This window comes from Roseateles terrae (assembly GCF_014192155.1).
Taxonomy (GTDB): domain Bacteria; phylum Pseudomonadota; class Gammaproteobacteria; order Burkholderiales; family Burkholderiaceae_C; genus Roseateles; species Roseateles terrae.
In genome coordinates this window covers 192,997-217,221 of record NZ_JACHXO010000006.1, presented here as the reverse complement: position 1 = coordinate 217,221, position 24,225 = coordinate 192,997, and the positions used below count along the sequence as shown (strand labels likewise).

At 67.2% G+C, this 24,225-nt stretch carries 20 protein-coding genes; 13 read left to right on the top strand and 7 right to left on the bottom strand.

Going from position 1 to position 24,225, the window contains the following annotated elements; genetic code table 11:
* Positions 1 to 234 precede the first annotated feature (234 nt).
* The gene (purB, locus tag FHS28_RS17190) at positions 235 to 1,602 is read right to left on the bottom strand and encodes an adenylosuccinate lyase (RefSeq protein WP_088453351.1); all 1,368 of its coding nucleotides are present in this window, start codon (positions 1,600 to 1,602) and stop codon (positions 235 to 237) included.
* A 198-nt stretch (positions 1,603 to 1,800) separates the two neighbouring features.
* On the opposite strand from purB, the gene FHS28_RS17185 reads away from it, so the two are divergent.
* Positions 1,801 to 4,821 (top strand): polysaccharide deacetylase family protein, encoded by a 3,021-nt coding sequence (locus tag FHS28_RS17185; protein ID WP_246410285.1) that lies wholly within the window; start codon positions 1,801 to 1,803, stop codon positions 4,819 to 4,821.
* Positions 4,822 to 4,958: 137 nt separating this feature from the next.
* The gene (locus FHS28_RS17180; RefSeq protein WP_184295090.1) at positions 4,959 to 5,522 is read left to right on the top strand and encodes a GNAT family N-acetyltransferase; all 564 of its coding nucleotides are present in this window, start codon (positions 4,959 to 4,961) and stop codon (positions 5,520 to 5,522) included.
* A 100-nt stretch (positions 5,523 to 5,622) separates the two neighbouring features.
* On the opposite strand, the gene FHS28_RS17175 is transcribed toward FHS28_RS17180, so the two are convergent.
* Positions 5,623 to 6,267, bottom strand: coding sequence for a glutathione S-transferase family protein (locus tag FHS28_RS17175; protein WP_088453353.1), 645 nt, complete (start codon positions 6,265 to 6,267; stop codon positions 5,623 to 5,625).
* Positions 6,268 to 6,437: 170 nt separating this feature from the next.
* On the opposite strand from FHS28_RS17175, the gene FHS28_RS17170 reads away from it, so the two are divergent.
* Both FHS28_RS17170 and sppA read left to right on the top strand, forming a co-directional pair.
* Positions 6,438 to 7,070 (top strand): glutathione S-transferase family protein, encoded by a 633-nt coding sequence (locus FHS28_RS17170; protein WP_088453354.1) that lies wholly within the window; start codon positions 6,438 to 6,440, stop codon positions 7,068 to 7,070.
* A 126-nt stretch (positions 7,071 to 7,196) separates the two neighbouring features.
* Positions 7,197 to 9,074 (top strand): signal peptide peptidase SppA, encoded by a 1,878-nt coding sequence (gene sppA, locus FHS28_RS17165; RefSeq protein WP_088453355.1) that lies wholly within the window; start codon positions 7,197 to 7,199, stop codon positions 9,072 to 9,074.
* Between the two features lie 147 nt (positions 9,075 to 9,221).
* Here the strand turns inward: sppA and FHS28_RS17160 are convergent, their stop codons facing one another.
* Both FHS28_RS17160 and FHS28_RS17155 read right to left on the bottom strand, forming a co-directional pair.
* Entirely contained in the window at positions 9,222 to 9,944 is a 723-nt protein-coding gene (locus FHS28_RS17160) for a hypothetical protein (RefSeq protein WP_184295087.1), read from the bottom strand.
* A 14-nt stretch (positions 9,945 to 9,958) separates the two neighbouring features.
* Positions 9,959 to 10,594 carry a hypothetical protein gene (locus FHS28_RS17155; protein ID WP_088453357.1) on the bottom strand — a complete coding sequence of 212 codons (636 nt, stop codon included), beginning with the start codon at positions 10,592 to 10,594 and terminating at the stop codon, positions 9,959 to 9,961.
* Positions 10,595 to 10,738: 144 nt separating this feature from the next.
* Here FHS28_RS17155 and FHS28_RS17150 point away from each other — a divergent pair, with 144 nt between their 5' ends.
* The 3 genes from FHS28_RS17150 to metW all read left to right on the top strand — a co-directional run bounded on the left by FHS28_RS17150 (position 10,739) and on the right by metW (position 13,487).
* Positions 10,739 to 11,569, top strand: a complete 831-nt coding sequence (locus FHS28_RS17150; RefSeq protein WP_221194042.1) for a hypothetical protein — start codon at positions 10,739 to 10,741, stop codon at positions 11,567 to 11,569.
* Positions 11,570 to 11,763: 194 nt separating this feature from the next.
* Positions 11,764 to 12,906 (top strand): homoserine O-succinyltransferase MetX, encoded by a 1,143-nt coding sequence (gene metX, locus FHS28_RS17145; protein WP_088453358.1) that lies wholly within the window; start codon positions 11,764 to 11,766, stop codon positions 12,904 to 12,906.
* Complete coding sequence (gene metW, locus FHS28_RS17140; RefSeq protein ID WP_058936876.1) at positions 12,903 to 13,487, top strand: methionine biosynthesis protein MetW; 585 nt, start codon at positions 12,903 to 12,905, stop codon at positions 13,485 to 13,487. Before metX ends, metW begins: the two co-directional genes overlap by 4 nt.
* 24 nt (positions 13,488 to 13,511) lie before the next feature.
* Here the strand turns inward: metW and FHS28_RS17135 are convergent, their stop codons facing one another.
* On the bottom strand, positions 13,512 to 14,498 hold the full coding sequence (locus tag FHS28_RS17135) for a M14 family metallopeptidase (protein WP_310736804.1): 987 nt from the start codon (positions 14,496 to 14,498) through the stop codon (positions 13,512 to 13,514).
* Positions 14,499 to 14,592: 94 nt separating this feature from the next.
* Here FHS28_RS17135 and FHS28_RS17130 point away from each other — a divergent pair, with 94 nt between their 5' ends.
* Genes FHS28_RS17130 through FHS28_RS17120 form a run of 3 tightly spaced genes read left to right on the top strand, consistent with a single transcriptional unit; the run spans position 14,593 to position 18,038 of the window.
* Positions 14,593 to 15,450: an alpha/beta hydrolase gene (locus FHS28_RS17130; protein ID WP_246410282.1), complete on the top strand. Its 858-nt coding sequence runs from the start codon at positions 14,593 to 14,595 to the stop codon at positions 15,448 to 15,450.
* A gap of 51 nt (positions 15,451 to 15,501) precedes the next feature.
* Positions 15,502 to 16,977 (top strand): M20 family metallopeptidase, encoded by a 1,476-nt coding sequence (locus tag FHS28_RS17125; protein ID WP_088453361.1) that lies wholly within the window; start codon positions 15,502 to 15,504, stop codon positions 16,975 to 16,977.
* 56 nt (positions 16,978 to 17,033) lie between these two features.
* Positions 17,034 to 18,038 carry a LysR family transcriptional regulator gene (locus tag FHS28_RS17120; RefSeq protein ID WP_088453362.1) on the top strand — a complete coding sequence of 335 codons (1,005 nt, stop codon included), beginning with the start codon at positions 17,034 to 17,036 and terminating at the stop codon, positions 18,036 to 18,038.
* Positions 18,039 to 18,099: 61 nt separating this feature from the next.
* Here FHS28_RS17120 and FHS28_RS17115 read toward each other — a convergent pair whose 3' ends face one another.
* Positions 18,100 to 19,275 (bottom strand): aminoglycoside phosphotransferase family protein, encoded by a 1,176-nt coding sequence (locus tag FHS28_RS17115; RefSeq protein ID WP_088453363.1) that lies wholly within the window; start codon positions 19,273 to 19,275, stop codon positions 18,100 to 18,102.
* A gap of 156 nt (positions 19,276 to 19,431) precedes the next feature.
* Here FHS28_RS17115 and FHS28_RS17110 point away from each other — a divergent pair, with 156 nt between their 5' ends.
* Genes FHS28_RS17110 through rsmA form a run of 3 tightly spaced genes read left to right on the top strand, consistent with a single transcriptional unit; the run spans position 19,432 to position 24,012 of the window.
* The gene (locus FHS28_RS17110; RefSeq protein ID WP_246410279.1) at positions 19,432 to 21,774 is read left to right on the top strand and encodes an LPS-assembly protein LptD; all 2,343 of its coding nucleotides are present in this window, start codon (positions 19,432 to 19,434) and stop codon (positions 21,772 to 21,774) included.
* A 10-nt stretch (positions 21,775 to 21,784) separates the two neighbouring features.
* Positions 21,785 to 23,230: a peptidylprolyl isomerase gene (locus tag FHS28_RS17105; RefSeq protein ID WP_184295084.1), complete on the top strand. Its 1,446-nt coding sequence runs from the start codon at positions 21,785 to 21,787 to the stop codon at positions 23,228 to 23,230.
* A gap of 14 nt (positions 23,231 to 23,244) precedes the next feature.
* Positions 23,245 to 24,012 (top strand): 16S rRNA (adenine(1518)-N(6)/adenine(1519)-N(6))-dimethyltransferase RsmA, encoded by a 768-nt coding sequence (gene rsmA / locus FHS28_RS17100; RefSeq protein ID WP_088453366.1) that lies wholly within the window; start codon positions 23,245 to 23,247, stop codon positions 24,010 to 24,012.
* 76 nt (positions 24,013 to 24,088) lie between these two features.
* Here the strand turns inward: rsmA and FHS28_RS24480 are convergent, their stop codons facing one another.
* The gene (locus FHS28_RS24480; protein WP_257720725.1) at positions 24,089 to 24,211 is read right to left on the bottom strand and encodes a hypothetical protein; all 123 of its coding nucleotides are present in this window, start codon (positions 24,209 to 24,211) and stop codon (positions 24,089 to 24,091) included.
* Positions 24,212 to 24,225: the final 14 nt, after the last annotated feature.

Here is a 24,225-nt window from a genome sequence, read left to right as displayed (position 1 = left end):
TGACCCGGCATCAGCCCGTCCGGATCGCTCCTGAGCGACGTTCCTCTCCCTCCCCCAAATCCGGACGGTGCTGGGCGGTGCCTTGTCCGAGGCACCGCCCTTTTTTCATGGGGATCCTCCACCCGCAGAATGAAAAAAGCTGCCTCCAGGGCAGCTTTCTTTTTGCCGGCGCGGCGCCGGGCATTGCACACGTGGGATCACGGGCAGCGGGGGCCACCCGCGATCGCGCCGACCTCAAATCCGACGTGCCAGATCTTCCGCCTTGCCGGTGTAGGTGGCCGGGCTCATGGCCAGCAGGCGCTGCTTCTCCGCGTCCGGCAGCTCCAGACCCTGCACGAATTCGCGGATGGCTTCGGCGGTGATCGCCTTGCCGCGCGTCAGCTCCTTCAGCCGCTCATACGGATTGGGCAGCGCATAGCGGCGCATCACCGTCTGGATCGGCTCGGCCAGCACTTCCCAGGCCGCATCCAGATCCGATTCCAGCGCGGACGGGTTCAGCTCCAGCTTGTCCAGACCCTTGCTCAGCGAGTCGTAACCCAGCAATGCATACCCCAGTGCCACACCCATGTTGCGCAGCACCGTGGAGTCGGTCAGGTCCCGCTGCCAGCGGCTGATCGGCAGCTTCTGGCTCAGGTGGGTCAGCACCGCATTGGCCAGTCCGAAGTTGCCTTCCGCATTTTCAAAGTCGATCGGATTGACCTTGTGCGGCATGGTGGACGAGCCGATCTCACCGGCCTTGGTCCGCTGCTTGAAATAGCCCAGCGACACATAGCCCCACACGTCCCGCGACCAGTCGATCAGGATGGTGTTGGCGCGGGTCACCGCATCGAACAGCTCGGCCATGTAGTCGTGCGGTTCGATCTGAATGGTGTAGGGGTTGAAGGTCAGGCCCAGCTGCTGCTCGATGACGCGCTGGCTGAACGTCTCCCAGTCGGTCTCGGGATAGGCCGACAGGTGGGCGTTGTAGTTGCCGACGGCGCCATTCATCTTGGCCAGCAGCTTGACGTCCGCGATGACGGTGCGCGCCCGGCGCAGCCGGGCCACCACGTTGGCGATTTCCTTGCCCACCGTGGTCGGGCTGGCCGTCTGGCCGTGGGTGCGGCTGAGCATCGGCGCCGCCGCCATGGCCTGGGCCATCTCGGTCAGCTTGGTGATGACCTTGTCCAGCGCCGGCAGGATCACCTGCTCGCGGGCCGCCTTCAGCATCAGGCCGTGGCTGGTGTTGTTGATGTCTTCGCTGGTGCAGGCGAAGTGGACGAATTCACCTGCGGCCTGCAGTTCGTCCTTGCCGGCGAACTGCTGCTTGATCCAGTACTCCACCGCCTTCACGTCGTGATTGGTCGTCTTTTCGATGTCCTTGATGGCCTGGGCATCGGTCTCGCTGAACTGGCTCACCAGGCCGCGCAGGAAGGTGCGGGAGGCGTCGGACAGCGGCTTGAATTCGGCCAGGCCCGCATCGCTCAGGGCGATGAACCACTCGATCTCCACCTGGACGCGACGGTGCATCAGACCGAACTCGGACAGCAGCGGACGGAGCGTCCCCATGCGCGAGGCATAGCGGCCGTCCAGGGGCGACAGGGCGGTAAGGGCGGAGAGATTCATGGCAATGCGGCTCAAGGCCTTCGCTGGGGCAAACCCGCAGATTCTACAGAGCCGACCTGTGGCATCCGCACGCCGTGGGCCGGCGTCGCGCCGCCGCCCGCCTGCGCAGCCGTGACAATAGCCCCGCCAGCAGTCCGGCCAATAGCCCGGCAGTCCAGACGTTCTTGCATGAGGGATGGGATGAGGTTGAGGATCAGCTTGAATCAGGCACCCGGTGTGACGCCGGCCAGCGGCGCCATGAGGTCCGCGCACGAACGAACCGCCGCCACCGGCCCCGCGGCCGCCCTGCGCGCCGCGGCTCTGGTCGTGCTGGGCCTGGGCACGGCGGCGCTGATGACGGCCTGCCAGAAGCCGTCGGACACCGCTGCTTCCAGCCCGACGCCCGCGGTGGCCGCCTCCGCCAGCCCGACGGCCAGCGCCACGCTGATCACCCAGTCGGACCAGCTGCTGGCCCGGTATCGCCAGATGATCGTGTTGATGGACGGCGAGGCCGCCCTGAAGGCGTCCGAGCGCGACGCCGTGCGCAGCGTCGGCCTGCTGCTGTTCCACGACATGCAGGACAGCCTGCAGACGCTGGTGGCCACCGCCACGGCGCAGGGACAGGATCCTGCCGGTCTCGCAGCCCTGAGCCAGTTGCTCGACCGCATCGAAACCGAGCCGGGCTGGTTCGACGCCGACCGGCTGGCGTTCAAGGAATTCCTGACGCAGCTCGAACAGAACTTCTCGACCTCGCAGAGCATCTCGGGCCTGAAGCTGGCCAAGCGCGCCCATGAGGACCTGGCGGTGCTGGCGGAAGTGGAGCAGGCGTATGAGCAGGAACTGCGGGACACCTTTGGCCGATTCGCCCAGCGCGGCATCACGCTCAAGCGCGAGAAGTGGACCGACTATGTGGCCAAGCTCAAGACGATCTACACCCGCGAAGGCATCCTGAAGGACTACGCGACCATCCTGCCGGACCTGGCCGCGCGGCCGTCGGACAGCAACAATGCCGGCACGGCCGCGGCAGGCGCCGCGACCGAAGCAGCGGCCGAGAGCGCGCAAGCCGCGGCGTCCGGTGCCGGTCATGGCGCCACCGCCCCCGGCACGCAGACGGCGACCGCAGCCGTCACGCGTGGTCCGAGCAAGGAAGAGCGGGAGCTCTTCGGCCGTGCGCTGCCGCCCAAGACGGTGCTGCTGACCTTCGATGACGGCCCGCATCCCCGCTACACCGACGAGATCCTGGAGATCCTCAAGCGCTACCAGGCCCCGGCCGTGTTCTTCGAACTGGGCCGCAACCTCGGCAGCGTCGACGCGAAGGGCCAGATCAAGCCCGGCCCCGGTGTGCAGGTGGCCAAGCGGGTGCTCGCGGCGGGCCATCCCATTGCCAATCACAGCTTCACCCACGGGGTGATGTCGAAGTTCCAGCTCGATCAGGTCAAGCAGGAAGCCAGCCAGACCGAAGCACTGCTCGACGCCGCTGGCCGTGCCGGCCAGCCGCTGTTTCGATTTCCCTATGGCGCCCGCACCGACAACGCGCTGGGGGTGATCGAAGGCCTGAAGCTGCGGTCGATGATGTGGAACGTCGACTCGCTGGACTGGTCCGACCCGATTCCCAAATCGATTGCGGCCCGGGTGATGAACGAGCTGTCGAAGCAGCAGCGCGGCATCGTGCTGTTCCACGACATCCATGCGCGAACGGTGGAAGCCCTGCCGCTGGTGCTGGACCAGTTGAAGGCCGAGGGCTACCGTTTCGCCACCTGGAAGGATGGGAAGATCGAGCCCGTCGCGGCCACGGCCTCCACCGAAGCGCCCGCGCAAGACCTGACCGGTGCGAATCTCTACCGCGACAGCTACGCGCTGGTGATTGGCATCGACCAGTACCAGCGCTGGCCGCGCCTGCAGCACGCCGTGCGGGACGCGCAAGCCCTGCGTGACACGCTGCAATCGCAATTCGGCTTTCGCGCGGAGAACATCACCACGCTGACCGATGGGGACGCGACCCGCGCCAACATCCTGCGCGCACTCAACGGCCTGGCCCGGGACAAGTCCGGGCAGCCGCGCGTCAAGCGGGACGACCGGGTGTTTGTGTTCTTCGCCGGTCACGGCAGCACGCGCCGGCTGCCCAGTGGCCGGGATGTCGGCTACATCATCCCGGTGGATGCGGGCACCGACGATCTGCAGACCGATGCCATCGCCATGCCGCAGCTGCAGGAGCTGAGCGAGGCCCTGCCCGCCAAGCATGCCTTCTTCATCATCGATGCCTGCTACTCGGGCCTGGGCCTGACCCGTGGCGGCGCGCCGGTGAGCAACAACTTCATCCGCGACAACGCCCGCCGACTCGGCCGTCAGATGATGACGGCCGGCGGTGCGGACCAGCAGGTGGCGGACGACGGTCCAGGCGGTCATTCGGTCTTCACCTGGACCCTGCTGCAGGCGCTGTCCGGCAAGGCCGACCTGAACGGCGACGGACTGATCACCGCCACCGAACTGGCCGCCTACGTGGCGCCGGCTGTGTCCGCGATTGCCCATCAGACGCCTGCGTTCGGCAGCCTGCCGGGATCGGAAGGCGGCGAGTTCATCTTCGAGCTGGCCTCCGCGCCGGAGCAGGCACTGAGCACCACCAGCACCCAGCTGGATGCACAGGCGAGCGCCCTGGCCAAACGTGCGGACGACGCCCGCAATGCCCAGTTGCAGCCGCTGGCCGCCGCGAGTGCGGTGCCGGGCAGCACCACCGGTACGCCGTCCGGCGCCGGTCCCGCCGCCAGTGCAGCGGCGGTGCAGGTGACGGTCAAGGGCCTGGACGGCAAGGACACCGCCATTGCCACCAGTGCCACGGCCGCTCCGGTGAGTGCGCGTGTGGCCGCACAGCGGGCCAACGACCGCGGTCTGCAGCTCTACAAGGAGCGCCGGTACGACGAAGCGGAAGCCGCCTTCACCGAGGCGCTGAAGCTGCAACCCAAGTTCGCGCTGGCCGCCAACAACCTGGGTTTCATCTACTTCAAGCGCAACAAGCCGGTAGAGGCGGCGCGCTGGTATCGCCGCGCCATCGAGATGGACGGCAGCCGCTCGCTGGCCCATCTGAACCTGGGTGATGCGTTGTTGCTGGCCGGTGAGGACAAGGAGGCGCAGGCGGCCTACGCCAGCTTCATCGAGTTGTCGCCGAGCCACCCGCGCGTGCCGGAACTCAAGGCCTGGCTGGCCCAGCCGGATGCGGCGCACCGGCCGCAACCGCCGCGGTGATGTGCGCTGCCCCGCCGCCCTGTGCAGAAGGCACGGCGGTGGGGCGGGGCGCCAGGGTTGTCCCGGATGTGAGGGACGTGGGCTTGCTGCTTAATCCGCTCTTTCCTGTTTCAACCGCTGGTTATCACGTCCGTTTCATGGCCTCCCTGGCTTCCGATGGCGTCGCACCGCGCCTGACACGTGTGCATCAGATCGAGCCCCTCGCGTGGGCACCCTTGCTGGCCGCTGCCGAGGCGGAAGGCTGGCGCATGCTGAGCCGCTTGATGGATGAGTGGCGCAGCGGTGCCAACCGCTACGACCAGCCCGGCGAGTCGCTGTGGGCCTGGCTGGATGCCCGTGGTTTCGTCATTGCCGTCGGCGGCATGAATGTGGAGCCGGCACCGGGCCGTCCGGGGACCGGGCGGATGCGGCGCTTCTTTGTGCATCCCGGCTGGCGCGGGCACGGTCTGGCGCGGCGGCTGGTGGGGGCGGTGCTGGCGAGTGCCCAGGGCCACTTCAGCCGTCTGCATGTCAATTGCGAAAGCAGCCAGTCGGCGGCTTTCTGGTCCCGCTGCGGCTTCACCGAAGTGACCGCCGATGCCGCTTCGGCGTCTGCGAAGGACGGCGTGGCAATGACCCGTCCCGCGCGCTACACCCATGTGCGGCTGTTGCCGCAGATGCAGGCCGCAGTCGGGGCGCCGTCGCCCTGGGCGAGCGCTTGAACCTGGGCTTGAACCTGGGCTTGAGCCTGGGCTGGACCCTGGTCAGGGACTCAGCCTCAGCCTCAGCCCCGGCCTGATCCCGGATGCCTGATCCGGAGGCTCAGCCCCAGTGGCGCGCCAACACCGCGGCCACTTCCGGCAGCGCCTCGATGCGCTTGAGTACCGCCAGGAACTCCGGCCGGTGCTGCTCCAGATAGGCCCGCGAGCCTGACCAGCGGGACACGATCACCGCCATCGCATCCAGTGCGCCCGGCGCCTCGCCGCTCAGCCAGGGGCGGCCGGGGAACTGATCCGCGAACATCGCCCAGTGCAGGTGCAAGCGCTGGGTCGCCCCCTGCTTCACCGCCTCACGCTCGGCCTCGGCTTCACTGGTGGTGAACCGCTCGGGGTAGTCGATGATGGTGATCTGGCTGTAGCAGTTGGCGGCGATGAACACGAGACCGCGCAGGATCTGATCCCGCTGATCGTCGCTGCTGCCAAGCAGCCCGGCCTGCGGACAACGCAGGCCCAGATGCATCAGGATGGCCGCGCTCTCGGTCAGCACCGCGCCGCTAGGTGTGCGCAGCGTCGGAATCTGCATCAGGGGGTTGAGCTTTTTCAGTTCATCCCGCGCCGACTGGTCTTCCCAGGAGGACGCATGCACGACCCGGTAGGGCTGGCGGCACCAGTCCAGGGCGATTTCCGCAATGGCCGAGCCAGAGCGCCGGGTGCCGTAGAGCACGTAGCTGGAGTCGGTGGTGTTCATGGCCCGAGTGTAGGCAGCCCGGTCCGGCGGCGCAGCAGTGTGCGTCCCCCCGGTAAAGGCGACAAGCCACCTGAATGGGTGCATGAGGGTCGTTGTTTCGCGGCCTCAGTCCAGACAAGCGAATCGCTAGAATCAGACCCAGCATCCCGAGGTTGTTGGTCCGGATACGAATGAAACTCATCGGTTCACTCACCAGTCCCTATGTCCGCAAAGTCCGCATCGTCATGGCGGAAAAGAAGCTCGACTATCAGTTGGAGCTGGAGGACGTCTGGGGCAGCGACAGCATCCTCAAGGTCAATCCATTAGGCAAGGTGCCGTGCCTGGTCATGGAAGGCCAGGACTCGATCACCGGCGCCGTGTTCGATTCGCGGGTGATCGTCGAATATGTCGACACCCTGTCGCCGGTGGGCCGGCTCATTCCTGAGCGCGGCCGTGAGCGCTGCGAAGTGCGCACCTGGGAAGCGCTGGCCGATGGCCTGCTGGATGCCTGCGTCGCCGCACGGCTGGAAGAGACCTGGAGCGGCCGCACCGATGCGGAGCGCAGCCCCGCCTGGGTGCAGCGGCAAATGGCCAAGGTGCATGCCTCGCTGCAGGCCATGGGTCACGGGCTGGGCGAGAAGAACTGGTGCTCCGGCAACCACTTCACCCTGGCGGACATCTCGCTGGGCTGTGCCCTCGGCTATCTGGACTTCCGTTTTCCCGCCATCGACTGGCGTGCGAACCATCCCAATCTGGCGCGTCACTTCGAGAAGCTGATGGCCCGCAGCAGCTTCCAGGACACGGTCCCGCCGTCGTCGACCTGACGCGTCTGCATCCTCCCCCACCGCGTGCCCATGACCTGTGGCACGGACTGTTCCCCTGAGGCATTCTGGGGCCACAATCAGCCGGTTGCGCCTTGCGTAAGGCGTGTCATCTCGAGGGAGGATTGAATGGGACTGAAAGCTGTGTTCTCGCCGATCGGGCGCGTCTTCAAGGGCGCCTGGTGGCTGCTGGACGGCACGCGCCGGGTGGTGCTGAATCTGCTGTTCCTGATTCTGCTGATCGCCTTGCTGTGGGCGATCTTCTCCAAGGGCAAGACCCTGCAATCGCAGACCACCCTGGTGCTGGACATCCAGGGCGACGTGGTGGAGCAGTTCTCCGGTTCGGCCCGGGACCAGGCCATGGCCCAGATCCAGGGCGAAAGCCGCGCCCAGACCCGTCTGCGCGACCTGCTGGCCGTGCTGGATGCCGCCGCCAAGGACGACAAGATCGTTCAGGTCTTCATGGACCTGAACCACATGGGCAGTGCCTCGCCCGCCACGCTGCATGAACTGCAGGCCGCGCTGACCCGCTTCAAGGAAAGCAAGAAGCCGGTGGTGGCCTTTGCCAACAGCTATGACCAGCGCAGCTACTACCTCGCCGCGCAGGCCAACGAGGTGTATGTGCACCCGATGGGCACGGTCATGATCGAAGGCTACGGGCGTTATCGCAACTACTACAAGGATGCGCTGGACCGCGTCGGCATTTCGGCCAACGTGATGCGTGTGGGCACCTACAAGAACTTCGCCGAACCCTATTTCGCGAATGCGCCGTCGCAGGCGTCGATGGAGGCCGAAAGTTATCTGTATGACGAGCTGTGGGCCCGTTATCAGATGGATGTCGAACAGGCGCGCAAGCTGGAAAAGGGCGCGATTGCCAAGGCCATCGAAGAACTGCCGCAGCGTCTGGCCGCGGTGAATGGTGACACCGCCAAGCTGGTGCTGCAGGAAAAGCTGGTGGACGGCCTCAAAACCCGTGACCAGGTGGACCAGTTGCTGGAGCAGCGCGGCGCCAAGGACGACAAGCAGCTGCGCGCCATTCCCATGGGTGCTTATGCGGCCCAGCTGTCGCCGAAGCTGCCCAAGCCGGAAGGCCAGATCGGCATCATCGTGGCGGAAGGTGAGATCGTGGATGGCCAGGCGGCACCGGGTCGTATCGGCGGCGACTCGACCTCGGCCCTGATCCGTCAGGCCCGTCAGGACGACAAGATCAAGGCGGTGGTGCTGCGCGTGAACTCGCCGGGCGGCAGCGCGTTTGCCTCGGAACTGGTGCGCCGGGAACTGGAGCTGACCCGCGCGGTCGGCAAGCCGGTGGTGGTGTCCATGGGCGGTGTGGCGGCCTCAGGCGGCTACTGGATCTCGATGTCGTCGGACGAAGTGATTGCGGACCCGTCCACCATCACCGGCTCCATCGGCGTGGTGGGCATGCTGCCGACCGGCGAAAAGCTGATGGACAAGCTGTCGATTCACACCGGCGGCTACACCACGACCTGGCTGGCTGGCGCTTACGATCCGCGTCGTCCGCTGGATCCACGGTTGGCGGCGGTGGTGCAGTCGTCCATCGAACACACCTATGCCGAATTCACCGGCCGTGCTGCGACAGCCCGCAAGAAGAGCGCCGCGCAGATCGACGCCGTGGGCCAGGGTCGCGTGTGGACCGGTTCGCAGGCGCTGGAACGCGGTCTGGTGGACAAGATGGGCCTGATGAAGGATGCCGTGGCCAGTGCCGCCAAGCGGGCCAACCTGGGCGACGATCCGTCGGTGAAGTATGTGGAAGCGGAGCGCAGCACGCTGGAGCGCCTGATCTCCGGCGTGACCGAGACGGCGGCACCGACCGTGCGCGCCGAGATGCTGCGGGCGCTGGGCGGTGTGCCGCAATTGCCGGCACCGCTGAAGGAAGCGCAGACCGACATCACCTGGCTGGCGGAACAGGCGCAGCCGGACACGAAGGCGGGGGGCACCCGCGCGCCGGTGAAGTCGATCGTGCATTGCCTGTGCCTGGCGCCGTGATGAGGCGGGCTGACCGCCGAGTCGGCCTGTCCATCACCGACGTTCTGCCGACGTCTCAGTGACGTCTCTGCGACGTCTCATAGATACCCGCGACGACCTTGAGGTTCTCGCGGGTTTTTTCTGGGCAAGCCTTTCAGTGCAGACCCCTCACCTGGGGAATGACGACACAGCCGGGAAGTCGCCTTCGGACTCCCAAAGGCCTGGTTCCGATCGCGAGGTCACCCGCCAGGCCTTGCCCACCACCTCGTAGCGTGAGTAGGTCGTACGGAAGTCGCCGCCCGAGGGTTGGCTGCGCACCACCAGCAGGGCGTCCGCGGAGGGCCCCTCCACACGCTGCCAAGCCGCCTTCAGGGTCTGGGCCAACTGAATGGGCAATGGCTTGCCCTTGCCCTTGTCCTTGCCCTCGGCCTCGGCGTTCGCCTTGACCGGGTGGGCCATCGCCACCTGCAGCCGGTTGGACACCACCTCCACCGCCGTGGTCACAGGGCCGTTGTAGCTGCCCGCTTCTTGCGTGAAATCGGCCGAGACCAGAAAGGTCGGATGCGGCGCGCCACGCAGCGGGCGGGGATCCAGTTGTGCCAGCGGGGCCGACAGCGGCAACTGAGACAGCACGTGGCCGTCGCATCCCACCAGTTGAAGGGATGCGGGAGGTTCGGTGTGAGGCTCGCCGCTCTGCCAGTCACGCGCCACCACCTGGGCGGTCAGGCCGGGGGCCAGCGCAATCCTCAGCCGCTGGCATCCCAGGCTCGCTTCCTGGGCGGCCTGTGGCGCCGCGGCGGCCAGGGCGCCCTGGGTGTTCGATGCCGCCGGAGCGGCCGAACCCGCCTGAGCCGCCAGCGACCCCATCAGCAGGGCGGTCAACAAGGACAAGCGCATCCACTTCTTCACGGAACCCTCTTCACTTCAATGCCGGGAATCAGGCCTTCATTGGCCTCGACCGCCTTCATCAGGACGTCGATCTGGGATTTGACATCCTTGTCGATGTCCACACCGGCCCTGGTCAATTCCGCCAGATAGTTCTTGGTGTCGTTTTCGTTGGGCGGCGTCAGCTTGTTGATCGCGTCCTTCACCGCCATGTCGCCATATCGGTTCAGGTAGAGGGCGCGCTGGGCGGCGTGGCCGTCTGCCAGGGTGGCAAACACGGCGAACTTGCCGATCGCTCCCGTCACGCTGCTGATCTTGGTGCTGGCGTCGCGCAGGTTGCCAGGGTTGTTGGCCCGCCAGGCCAGCGAACCGCCCACCTTCACGATATCGGCATAGGCCACATAGCGTTTCCAGCGGTCCGGCGTCTTGTCCGCCGCCTTGTTGACCGCGCTGATGGTGCCCGCGGAAAGGGGCCCGCCGGCGGCGATCAGGCCGCTGATCTTCAGCGCCTCGGCCGGTTTGGCGTCCACCCCCAGGGGACCGGGCCGGTTCCAGGCGTCGTTACCACTGTTCAGACCGGTCGGGCCGGCGGACTTGAAGGCGCCCGCACCGCCGCCGCCAGCGGGTGCGTTGGGATGGATGTCGTTGTTGGCCATGACGGGGGGGCAAGCAGTTTCTCCGATGGTCGCAGAAGCCCATCCGCCCTTAGCATCACCAAAGTCACCTGGACGAAAGCCCCCACGTCCGCCGCGGCTTCGCTTAGAGTCTCGCGTCATCGGTGGAGGCCTGATCCTGGCGGGATGCCTGCCCATCGACCCCCGTTCACCACCGATCCACGACTCCTTCCGCGTCCGACCTTGCGACCCACACCAGCCTCCCGCCGCGCCCACGCCGTTGAACTCCTGAAGGAGCGTCTGGTGCGGGACTCCTTCCCGCGGCTGCAGATGATGCTGCTGGTCGCCCTGACGGGCGGATTCGGGCTGCTGGCCTCCTTCACGCTGCTGCACCTGGGCGTCTCGTCGATGGCGCTGCGGTATCCGCTCGCCCTGGCCTGCGCCTATGCCTTCTTCCTGTTTCTGATCTGGCTCTGGCTGCGGACCAACGCCCAGGACTACCTCGACGCCCCGGACCTCACCGACCTGCTGCCGGACGCCACCCCCAGCCTGGCGCAGATGCGCAGCGGCGGGGGCGGTGACTTCGGCGGGGGCGGCGCATCCGCCCGCTTTGACGCGCCGCTGGACCCGCCCGCCGTCAGCAGCGGCGACGGCGGATCCTCTTTGGGTCTCGCCAAGGACGCCGCCGACGCAGTGACCGATGCCGATGAATTCACCATCCCGCTGGTGGTGATCGCCCTGGCGGTCGGCATTGCGGTGGCGTCGCTGTATGTCGTCTACATCGCCCCCGTGCTGTTTTCGGAGGTGCTGCTCGATGGTGCGCTGTCCTATGTGCTGCTGCGCCGCCTGCGCAAGCAGGACCGCCAGCACTGGATTACCAGCGCCTTCCGTCGCACCGTGTGGCCCTTCATCGGTACGGCGCTGTTCCTGATGGTGGTGGGCGCCGCCATGTCGGCCTATGCGCCGGGGGCGCGGTCGCTCGGTCAGGTCATGCACTATTCGGCCACCCACCGCTGAGCGGGCCGCCCCGACCAGCCCTCCCCGATTCCCGGGACACCCGCTATACTTTTGAACGGCGCCGATTTGTCCGGCTTGCGGGCGCCTAAAAAGTTCAGCTAAAGGGGGACAACCGACCAGCGCTCCCAGCGCCCTCAACCCGGTGTTCCGCTTCAAGCAGCGGCGCCGGGTTTTTTGTTGGATGAGGTGTTTTTATGGGTTCCGTCGGTGACGTCACACCGCAGCGACTCCTGTTCGATCAGCCCCTGCCGCTGCGCAGTGGCGCCAGCATCGCTGACTACGAGCTGATGGTCGAAACCTACGGCACGCTGAATCACGACCGCTCCAATGCGGTGCTGGTCTGCCACGCACTCAATGCCAGCCATCACGTCGCGGGCACGCATGCCGGCGTGGAGAAGAGCGAAGGCTGGTGGGACAACCTGGTCGGCCCCGGCAAACCGCTGGACACCGACAAGTTCTTTGTCATCGGCATCAACAACCTCGGGTCCTGCTTCGGCTCGACCGGGCCGATGCATCTGAATCCGGCGACCGGGCGGGTCTATGGCGCGGATTTCCCGGTGGTCACGGTGCATGACTGGGTGGATGCCCAGGCCCGCGTGCTGGACCGCTTCGGCATCGGCCAACTGGCGGCGGTGCTGGGTGGGTCGCTGGGCGGCATGCAGGCGCTGGACTGGTCGCTGAGATATCCCGAGCGCATGCGCCACTGCATCGCGGTGGCCACCGCGCCGAGCCTGTCGGCGCAGAACATCGCCTTCAATGAAGTCGCCCGCCGGGCCATCATCACCGACCCGGAGTTCCACGACGGATTCTTCTACGAACACGGCGTGGTGCCGCGGCGCGGGCTACGGGTGGCCCGCATGATCGGCCACATCACCTACCTCAGCGACGATGTGATGGAGCAGAAATTCGGCCGTCAGATGCGCGCCGCCGAGCTGGGCTACTCCACCCATGACATCGAATTCCAGATCGAGAGCTACCTGCGTTATCAGGGCGACAAGTTCAGCGAATACTTCGATGCCAACACCTATCTGCTGATCACCCGCGCGCTGGACTATTTCGATCCGGCCCGGGCCCACGGCGGAGACCTCAGCCGCACCTTCGCCAGCGCGCTGTGCAAGTACCTGGTGGTCAGTTTCACCACCGACTGGCGGTTCTCGCCGGCCCGCTCGCGTGAGATCGTCAAGGCGCTGCTGGACAACCGCCGCGACGTCTCCTACGCCGAGATCGATGCGCCCCACGGCCATGACGCGTTCCTGCTGGATGACCCGCGCTACCACGCCGTGCTCAAGGCCTACTTCGACCGCATCGCCAACGAGTTCCAGGGAGGCCGGGCATGAGCGACCGCGCCGTGATGCAGATGATCGCCGACCTGGTGCCCGCCGGATCGCGGGTGCTGGACCTGGGCTGCGGCACTGGCGAGCTGCTGGCTCACCTGCAGGCCACCAAGGGCTGCACCGGGTATGGGGTGGAGCTCAACGACAGCAACGTGCTGGCCTGTGCTCAGCGCGGCGTGAACGTGATTCAGCTCAACCTGGAAGAGGGCCTGGCCATCTTCGAGGACCAGAGCTTCGACGTGGTGCTGCAGCTGGAAACCCTGCAGAACCTGCGCAACACCGAAGCCATGCTGCGCGAGACCGCACGGGTGGGGCGCATCGGCATCGTCAGCTTCCCCAACTTCGCCCACTGGCCCAACCGGCTGCAGGTGCTGACCGGCCGCATGCCGGTGACCCGGGTGCTGCCCTACCAATGGTATGACACGCCCAACATCCGCGTCGGCACCTATGCCGACTTCGAGGTGCTGGCCCGCAAGTGCGGCCTGCGGGTGCTGGACAGCTTCGGGGTGCAGGCGGGACGGGCCGTGCGCACCCTGCCCAACCTGCGCGCCAGCATGGCGGTGTTCAAGTTCGATCGGCAGTGAGCGCCGGACCCTGACCCCGACCCCTCAGGCGGGCCCGTCCTCATAGCGGCCCAGCCGCACCATCGTCTGGCCGGCGCGGCCTGGCCGCAGCATCGGCATGATCAGCACGCAGTGGTCGTGCGGGGTCGTCCAGCGCTGCCCCGCATCTTCCGCCAGCAGCGTTCCCGCCTTCGGAATCTCCATCAGGTGATGGACCGGCTGGGTGAAGCGGAAGGCGTTGCTGCGGGCGGTCACCGCCTCGCCCACCCGCACCAGACGCTGGCGATCCGGCGTGGGGCACCGCAGATGCGCGGTGGCCCAGTCGGCGTCCACCAGTCCGGTGTGGCGCAGAAAACGCAGGCTCACATCCAGGGCCAGGTCGGCGGACGCGGTTTCCCAGTGGGCGCCGCACTCCACCAGCACCGCCTGCCGCGGGCTCGCCGGATCGGCAAAACCGCCACGGTCGATCAGGCGCAGACCGGCGGCATGGCCGGTGTCCACCAGCAGCGTCGCCGGCTGGCCCAGGGCGCGAGCCAGCGGTACGCTCTTGTCGCTCATGCCGCAGATGGTCAGGGCCGGGGCGCCCGGTTCCTGCATCGAATGCAGGTCCAGCAGCAGGTCGGCACCGTCGATGAAGGGCCGCAGCGACCGCGCACGCTGCAACTCCGCCGACTGGCGCGGACCGCGCAGCACGGCGTCGTCCCAGACCCGGTTCAGGTCCTCGTCCACATACCGGGAGGCGAAGGGGTCGGCGGGGTCGAAGCGGTCAAAGGCCTGCACGTTGGCAAAGGCCAGCACCAGCCGTCCGCGCAGGGGGCGCACGTCGTGGCGCAGCAGCCAGTCCAGGGCCAGCGCGCCGCACAGCTCGTTGCCGTGGGTCAAGGCCACCAGCATCACCGTGGGGCCGGGGCGGCCGGAGTCGCGCAGGTGCAGATGGTCCACACCGGTGCCGCCGTCCCGCCAGGGGCGCAGGTCGGGCGGACGCAGCTGAACCTCCGGCACGAGGAGGTCTGCCTCAGGGGAAGCGGTCACGGACGGCCCATTCGGCGCATCATTGGGCGAAACAGCGGCAACAGAGCGGTTGGAAGGTGACGGACCCATGGCGAGGGATCCTACACTTCCACCTATGAGAACACTGACCGGCCACGACGGCCTGCCCCTGCATTGGCGGGAGTGGGGCGCTGACCCCGCCCAGCGTCCGCAGGGCACCCTTCTGATCGTTCACGGCCTCGGCGAGCACATTGGCCGCTACACCCACGTCGCCCGGCGTCTGAACGCCTGGGGCTGGCACGTGGTGGGCTACGACCAGCGCGGCCACGGCGCGTCCGCCGGGCCGCGCGGCGACATTCCGGAGTCCGACAGCCTTCAGCGCGACCTCTCCTGCGCCATCGATGCGGTCCGCAGCGACGCCCGCATGAACCAGGGCCCGCTGGTGCTGCTGGGCCACAGCATGGGCGGCGCGGTCGCCGCCAGCTTCGTGGCCGGCGCCCTGGTGCCAACCGAATGGTCCCGGCTGGTGGATGGGCTGGTGCTCAGCTCCCCGGCCCTGGATGTGGGCATGTCCCTGGTGCAGCGCGGCCTGCTGGCCACCACGCTGCCGCTGATGCCGCATGTGGCGGTGGGCAATGGCCTGAATCCGGCCTGGCTGTCCCGCGACCCGGAGGTGGTGGCGGACTACAAGGAAGACCCGCTGGTGCACAACCGCATCACCCCGATGCTGGCCAAGATGCTGGCGGACACCGGTCCGGCGGTGATGACCCATGCCGCCCGCTGGCCGGTGCCCACCCTGCTGATGTGGGCGGGCGCTGACCGCTGCGTGGCCCCGGCCGGCAGCGCGAACTTCGCGGCCGCGGCCCGCAAGAGCGGCGACGGCTCCGGGGTGGAAGCCGAGCTGTTCGAGCCGCTGTTCCACGAAATCTTCAACGAACCCGAGCAGGACCAGGTCTTTGCCCGCTTGAAGTCCTGGTTGGCGGCCCGCTTCTAGAATCCGATCTCTGTACCCAAGGCGGCCGCACCGGCTGCGCAGGAGCCTCTCATGAACGCACGTGATCCGTCGTTGCCGCTGCAACCCGATGAAGTGAGCGCCCTGGGCGCCTACGCCAGCCAGGTCTGGGACGAGGAAATCATCCCCGCCCTGACCGACTACATCGCCATCCCGGCCAAGAGCCCGATGTTCGATGCCGACTGGGCGGCCAATGGCTACATCGACAAGGTCGTGCGGGACGCCGCCAGCTGGGTGGAAAGCAAGAAGGTGCCCGGCCTGAAGCTGGAAGTCATCCGCATGGAGGGCCGCACGCCGGTCATCTTTTTCGAACTGCCGGCCACCAAGACGGGCAGCACCGACACCATCCTGTTGTACGGCCACCTGGACAAGCAGCCCGAATTCAACGGCTGGCGCAATGACCTGGGCCCCTGGACGCCGAAGTACGAAGACGGCAAGCTCTATGGCCGTGGCGGCGCGGACGACGGTTATGCCATCTACGCCTCCCTGACAGCGCTGATGGCGCTGGACAAGCAGGGCGTGCCCCGTCCCCGCTGCGTCGGCCTGATCGAAACCTGCGAGGAATCCGGCTCCTTCGACCTGCCCATCTACGTGGACGCGCTGAAGGATCGCCTGGGCACCGTCTCCCTGGTGGTGTGCCTGGACTCCGGCGCCGGCGACTACGACCGCCTGTGGCTGACCACCTCGCTGCGCGGCATGGTGTCCGGCGTGCTGAAGGTGGAAGTGCTGACCGAAGGCATCCACTCCGGCGATGCCTCCGGCGCGGTGCCGTCCTCCTTCCGCATCCTGCGTCATCTGCTGGACCGGCTGGAAGACTCGGCCACCGGCCGACTGCTGCCGGATAGCTTCCACTGCGAGATTCCCGGCGCCCGCCTGGAACAGGCTCGCGCCGCCGCCGCCATTCTGAAGGATGAGGTGTACAAGCGCATGCCCTGGGCCTGCGGCGGCGACGGCGGCCCGGTGCTGCCGGTCACCACCGATCCGGTGGAAGTGCTGCTGAACCGCACCTGGCGGCCGACGCTGTCGGTGGTGGGGGCCGAAGGCTTCCCCGAACTGAAGAATGCCGGCAATGTGCTGCGCCCCTACACCGCCTTCAAGCTGTCGCTGCGCCTGCCCCCGCTGGTGGACGGCAACGAGGCCGCGCTGCGCCTGAAGGCCCTGCTGGAGGACAACGCCCCCTACAACGCCAAGGTCAGCTTCGTGCCGGACGGCCGTGCCGGCGCTTTCGGAGCCGACGGCTGGAACACCCCGGACCTGTCGCCGTGGCTCAGCCAGGCGCTGGAGCGGGCCAGTCAGGCCCACTTTGATGCGCCGGTCGGCTACATTGGGCAGGGCGGCACGATTCCGCTGATGGGCATGCTGCAAAAGAGCTTCCCCGCCGCACAGATGATGGTGTGTGGCGTGCTGGGCCCCAAGAGCAATGCCCACGGCCCCAATGAATTCCTGCATGTGCCTTACGGCAAGCGCCTGACCGCCGCCGTCGCCCAGGTCATCGCGGCCCATCCGTAAGCCCTGTGGCCGTCCCGGCCCCCGGGACGGCGCGGTGCACTGGTGAGAGGAGCGGCATGGACCAGGTCAGAGCCATGCGGGTGTTCACCCGCGTCATCGACGAAGGCAGTCTCGCCGGCGCCGCCCGCGCCCTCGATCTGGCGCCGGCCGTGGTCACACGGCTGATTGCCGACCTCGAAGAGCATCTGGGCGCGCGCCTGCTCAACCGCACCACCCGGCGGCTCTCGCTCACCGATGTGGGCGAGTCCTATCTCGAGCGCTGCCGGCGCATCCTCACCGACATTGAAGAAGCTGAGGCCTTGGCGTCGGCCGCGGTCAACGATCCGCGCGGCAACCTGCGGGTGCTGATGCCACCGGCCATTGCAGTGCACCAGCTGGCGCGGCACATGGCGGGTTTTCATGCCCGCTATCCGCATGTGACGCTGGAGCTGGCGGTGCCGGGCCCGGTCACGGCGCTCGATGAGAGCTTCGACCTCACCGTGATCACCGCCCGGGTGGAACTGCAAGGGGATTTCATTGCCCGGCGGCTGGCGCGCACGGAAGTCATCCTGTGCGCCTCCCCCGACTACCTGGCCCGGCGCGGGCGGCCGAAGCATCCGTCCGAACTCAAGGATCACGCCCTGATGCTGCCGCCCGTCCATGAGATGTCGCGCGGGGTGACCTTCGAGCGCTGCGGCGGCGACGGCGAGCCGCTGGACAGCTTCTTTGCGATGCCCTCCCGCCCCGTGCTGGCCACCGCCTCCACCGACACCAAATACGCCTGTGCCCTGCATGGCCTGGGCATCTCAGGTCTGCCGTCCTTTGTGGCGGGAGATGCGTTGATGGAGCACGCGCTGGAGCGGGTGTTGCCGGAGTGGCGGCTCTACAGCTACACCCTGTGGGCGGCCATGCCAAGCCGCAAGTTCATGCCGGCACGCACCCGGGTGTTCCTGGACTTCCTGCTGGAGGTGTTCGGCGGAAAGGATGAGGATCCGTGGCTGGCCGCGGCGGGGTGCCCGACCTGGCGGCCAGCGGCCCCGGCGCCGGATGCGCCGGCGGAGGCCTTGCCGAGCGGGGACTGACGGCGTAGCCCGGCGCGCACGGTGCTTGGGGGCGCGTCCGTTCTGCGTGGGCCGGATCCGCTCAGCGCAGGCTGAAACCCGTCTGCAGCAGCTGGGGCTGCAGGTCCTCCATCAGCCGCAGCAGGGGCGACAGCTCCACATAGCGCGTCGCCGTCTTGATCACATAGGCGTAGAAGCGCGGCAGGTCTTGCGCGTACTGCGGCTTGCCATCCCGATGCTTCAGGCGGCAGAAGATGCCCAGGATCTTCAGGTGGCGCTGCAGCACCGTCCATTCCAGCGCGCGCCAGAACACGCCAAAGTCCTGCGCCATCTCATGCGGGTCTTCGCCGCTCGCGTCCAGCCCAAACAGGCCGGCCCGGCGTGCACCTTCCCAATAACGCACCGCCCAATCGATCTCCTCAGCCTCGTCCCAGGAGAGGAAGGCGTCGCGCAGCAGGGAGCCGATGTCGTAGGTGATGGGGCCCAGCACCGCGTCCTGGAAATCGAGGACGCCTGGATTGGGGAGGCGGACGCCGTGGTTGCCATCGCCGCTGCCGTCTGCATGCTTGCCGGGGACGCCTGCCTCATCCTCACGCGGGCAGACCATCAGGTTGCGCGCCATGTAGTCGCGGTGCATCGGCACCATCGGCTGCGCCGAAATGTTGGCGGCCAGCGCGGTGACGGTGCGCTCCCAGTAGTCCTGCTGCTTCGCCGTCCACTGCTTGCCGTGGTGGGCCTGGACACACCAGTCCACAAAGATCTGCAGCTCCCGGCGCACAAACGCCTCGTCAAAGCGGGGCAGGGTGGCGCCGTTTCCGCTGGCCTGCCAGCGCAGCAGTGCCGCGGTCGCGTCCTGCATCAGTCGCCTGGCGGTGGCCAGACCTTCCTCACCGGCCTGCTGCGCCGCCTGCAAGGCCTGCAAATAGCTGGTGCTGCCCAGGTCTTCCAGCAGGGCAAAGCCCAGGGTCTCGTCATGCGCATGCAGCGTGGGCACATGCAGGCCGCAGTCCGCCATCATCTGGCCGACCGCGACAAAGGCCGCCAATTGATTGGGCGTGGCCGGCGCATCCATGAGGATGCGGCTGCCGCCGTCCCGGGTCTGCAGGCGCAGGTAGCGACGGCTGCTCGCATCGCTGCTGGCGGAAACAAGGGTGTCCGGCAGCAGCCCGTGAGCCTCCACCAGCGGGGCCAGCCAGTCCTGGAACTGCCGGGCACGTTGCGGATCGGGCCAGGTCACCGGCGAGACGGAAAGGGTCATGAGCGCTTGAGGGGAGGACGTGCGGGGCGGGCGGCCCGCCTCGTGGATAATGATTCTACAAACCCTGGGCAGCGCCTCGCGTTCGCGCGTGGCTGCCTCGACCTCCGCAAGACGCCGCCCTGCTTGATGCGCTCATCGGTTTTCAGACTCCGCCCCTTGCCCCTGGCAGCCCTGCTGGCTGTGGCCTTGCCCGCTGCGCCCAGTGCGTTCGCGCAGGACTCCGCCGGCGAACCGCTGGCGCTCAAGCCGTCCAAACAGCTGAACCAGAGCCGGCGCAAGGACGTACGCCCCGCCATGGCGCTGCAGGCCGACCGGATCAGCTCCGAAGTCGACCAGCTCTCCACCGCCGAAGGCGATGTGCAGCTGCGTTATGGCGGCCTGCTGCTCAAGAGCCGCAGCCTGCGTTATGACCATGAGCAGGATCTGGCCACCGCCGACGGCAATGTGGAACTGAGCCAGAACGGCGCGGTGCTGCGCGGCCCGTCGCTGAGCCTGTTCGTCGACCGCTTCGAAGGTCAGCTGGAGAGCCCGAACTATTTCTTCTCCACCACCGGCGGCAGCGGCAGCGCCAAGGTCCTGCGGTTTCTCGGTGAACAGAAAATGCAGGCCGATGAGGCCACCTACAGCACCTGCCCGGTGTCGGAAGACGGCGAGCGCAAGCGCGACTGGGTGCTGATCACCCGAAGCCTCAAGCTGGACTTCGAGAAGGGTGAGGGCGTCGCCGAGGGCGCCACGGTGCAGTTCCTGGGCGTGCCCATCCTGGCGGCGCCGTCGCTGAGCTTCCCGCTGGGCGACCAGCCCAAGTCCGGCCTGCTGCCGCCCAACGTCAACATCGACAACCGCAGCGGCTTTGAATTCGGCCAGCCGTATTACTGGAGCATCGCCCCCAACCGGGACGCCACCTTCACGCCTTACGTGATGACCAAGCGCGGCGCAGGCGTGGACAGCGAGTTCCGCTATCTGGAGATGCAGCACCGCGGTGCCCTGAGCTTTGCCTGGCTGCCCAATGACCGGGTGTACGGACGCTCCCGCTGGGACCTGCGGTTGCTCAACCAGGGCGACTTCTCCGACAGCTGGCGCTACGACATCAATGCCGAACGGGTGTCGGATGAAGACTACTGGAAAGACTTCCGCCGCCGCATGAGCACGCAGACGCCGCGTCTGCTGCAGCAGGACTTCCGGACCCAGAAGGATTTCAACTTCAACTGGGGCGACGTCCAGACCTATGCCCGCGTGCAGCACTGGCAGGCGCTGCAGGTGCCCGAGGCGAGCGACCAGTTTGTCTCGCCCTACCAGCGGTCCCCGCAGATCGGCATGCGGCTGCAGACGGGCGCGGATGATTCCGTGCTGGCCGGGTATCTGCCCACCGGCCGCCGGGCACGGCTGGAAGGCGGGGTCGAGGTGGAATACAACCGCTTCGACCTGCCCACCGGCTCGCTCAGCTCCCAGACGCAGACTGGCGAGCGGATGCACATGCTGGGCCATCTGAGCCTGCCCTTCAGCGGCGCGGCCTGGTGGCTGATCCCGAAGGTGTCGCTCAATTCGGCCAGCTATCACACCGATCAGCCGCTGCTCAACGGGCAGCGTTCGATCAGCCGCACCATTCCCACTTTCAGCGTCGATCACGGCTGGATCCTGGAGCGCGACACCACGCTGTTTGGCAAGAACGCCCGCCAGACGCTGGAACCGCGACTGCTCTACGTCAACACGCCGTACCGTGACCAGACCGACGTGCCGAATTTCGATTCGGCGCCGCGGGACTACAACTTCGACTCCGTCTTTGCCGAGAACCAGTTCTCCGGCGTGGACCGGGTCAGCGATGCCCATATGGTGGCCTTCGGCGCCACCACCCGCTGGATCGAAGACGAGCGCGGCGAGGAACAGCTGCGCCTGGGCATGGTGCAGCGCTACCTGCTGCGCGACCAAAAGATCACCCCGGACGGCACGCCGCAGACCCACCGTCTCTCCGACGTGGTGCTGCTGGGCTCCGCCCACCTGAACCAGGCCTGGTGGACCGACAGCACGCTGCAGCTCAATTCCTCCGACGGCAAGGTCGAGCGGACGGTGCTGCGCCTGCGCTACTCGCCCGGCCCGTTCCGCACGCTCAGCGCGTCCTACCGGCTGGCCCGTGGCCAGAGTGAGCAGCTCGAGCTGGCGTGGCAGTGGCCGCTGTTCGGCCCGGACCGCAAGGCCGTCAGCGGCGGACCCGGCTGCAAGGGCGCCTGGTATGGTGCCGGACGCCTGCAGTATTCGATGCGGGACAAGCGCTTCACCGACTCGGTCGTGGGCGCCGAATACGACTCCGGCTGCTGGATTCTGCGCATGGGCGTGGAGCGTGAAGCCACCGGCCGCGCCGAGACCAATACCCGTCTGATCCTGCAACTGGAGCTGGTCGGCCTGTCGCCGCTGGGTTCGAATGCACTGAAGGTGTTGAGAGACAATATCCCCGGTTACCGTTCGCTGAGCTCGGAACGCTCGGCCTTTGGCACTTATGACTGAATTGCGTTCGATGCGAAAACTCCAGCCTTTGGCCGCTGCCACCCTTCTTGTTCTGGCGGCCAGCGCCGGATCCCTCGCCTGGGCGCAAGGGGGCACCTCCGCCGCCGCCAAGGCCGCCGCGCGTCCCGCGTCGGGCCCTGTGGCCGCTTCGGCGCCCGCGCCCGAGGCGTCGGCGGTGGAGGCCGCCCGCACGGCCGTTGCCCGCCCGCCGGTGGAGCAGCGCACCCTCAAGCCCGGTGACTACATCGCGGCGGTGGTGAACTCCGACATCGTGGCCGCTTCCGAGGTCATCCAGCGCCAGGAACGGATGAAGGAAGAAGCACGTCGGCGCAATGAAAATCCGACGAACGAACTGATCCACAAACAAGCGCTGGACAGCCTGATCGACGAGCGGGTGGTCACCACCTACGCACGCGAAAACGGCCCGCGTGTGGACGAGCCGGAACTCGACCGTGTGGTGGCCAACGTCGCCACCCAGAACAAGCTGACGATGGACGAGCTGCGCAAGCGGCTGGCCGCTGAAGGCATCGACTTCAAGCGTTTCCGCGAGAACCTGCGCGACCAGATGCTGAGCGAGCGGGTGCGTGAGCGTGAAGTGCAGGGCCGTATCCGGGTGACGGACGGCGACATCGACAAATACCTGGACGAGCGGCAGGCCGCCCTGCAGGACCGCGCCCAACTGAACATCGCCCAGGTGCTGGTGCCGGTGCCTGAAGGCGCGCCCGCGAGCGTGGTGGAAGAGCGCCGCGCCAAGGCGGAAGCGGCGCTGCAGCGCATCAAGAACGGGGAATCCTTCGCCAAGGTGGCCCAGGAAGTGTCGGAAGACGCGAACAAGTCCAAGGGCGGCGAGATTGGTCTGCGCTCGTCCGACAAGCTGCCCGACGTGTTCGTCGACGCCGTGCGGGACCTGAAGTCCGGCGAACTGCGCCCGACGCTGCTGCGCTCGGCCGCCGGTTTCCACGTGCTCAAGCTGGTGGAGCGCCAGGCGGGCAAGGGCTCGATCAACACGATCGTGCAGACGCATGCGCGGCACATCCTGCTGCGTCCTTCCGAGCAGCTGAGCCCGGACCAGGCAGCACGCCGTCTGGCGGAATTCAAGCGGGCGATCGAATCCGGCCGCGCCACCTTCGAGCAGCTGGCCCGAGCCAACTCGGAAGACGGCAGCGCGCAGGACGGCGGCGACCTGGGCTGGGTCGGCCCTGGCAGCTTCGTGCCTGAGTTCGAGGAAGCGATGAACCAGCTGCCGCTCAACGGTATTTCCAATCCGGTGGCCTCGCGTTTTGGTCTGCACCTGATCCAGGTGCTGGAACGTCGCGATGTGGTGCTGGACAACAAGCAGCTGCGCGACCAGGCCCGCGCGGCGCTGCGTGAACGCAAATATGAAGATGCCTATTCGGACTGGATGAAGGAACTGCGCGCCCGCGCCTTCATCGAGACGCGCGAGTGGCTGGACTGATCGGCTGACACGCCATGGGACATATCGCGCGCAAGCGCTTCGGCCAGCATTTCCTGACCGACCGAGCCGTCATTGACGCCATCATCGACGCCATCGCCCCGGGCGAGGATCAGTCGATGATCGAGATCGGCCCCGGCCTGGGCGCCATGACGCTGCCGCTGCTCAAGCGCCTGCCGCCGAGCAGCCAGCCGCTGACGGTGGTCGAGCTGGACCGGGATCTGGCGGCCAAGCTGCGCAAGCGGGGCGACCTCACCGTCATCGAATCCGACGTGCTGAAGGTGGACTTCGGGGCGCTGGCGCAGGAGCGGGGCGGCAAGATCCGGGTGGTGGGCAACCTGCCCTACAACATCTCCTCCCCCATCCTCTTTCATCTGCTTCAGTTCGTGGACCAGGTGGTGGACCAGACCTTCATGCTGCAGAAGGAAGTGGTGGACCGCATGGCGGCCGGACCGGGCGGCAAGGAGTATGGGCGTCTGAGCGTGATGCTGCAGTGGCGGTACGACGTCGAGGCCCTGTTCGACGTGCCGCCCGAAGCCTTCGACCCGCCGCCGCGTGTCGATTCCGCCATCGTCCGCATGACGCCCTGGGCCACGCCGGCGCTGCTGGACGAAAAGCTCTTCAGCGAGATGGTGGCATCCGCCTTCTCCCAGCGTCGCAAGCTGCTGCGGCACAGCCTGGGTCGCTGGCTGGAAGCGCGCGGGTACGGCGGCGAGTTCGATCTGCACCGCCGTGCAGAAGAAGTGCCGGTCGCCGAATTCGTGGCGCTGGCGCAGTCGCTCTGACCTCACCGGCGTCCGCTGGACGAAAAAAAGGCCTTCCGTTGCCGGAAGGCCTTTTTGTTCCCAGGTCCTGGATGCGTCAGGCGGCGTTGAGCCACATGGACGTATCGAAGGCGCTGCACATCATCGGCATGTTCATGCCGAAGTTGGGATTTGGATTGGTCTTGGTGCTCTTGAGCACCGGCTTCTCTGCGGGGGCCACCTCAGCAGCCCGCT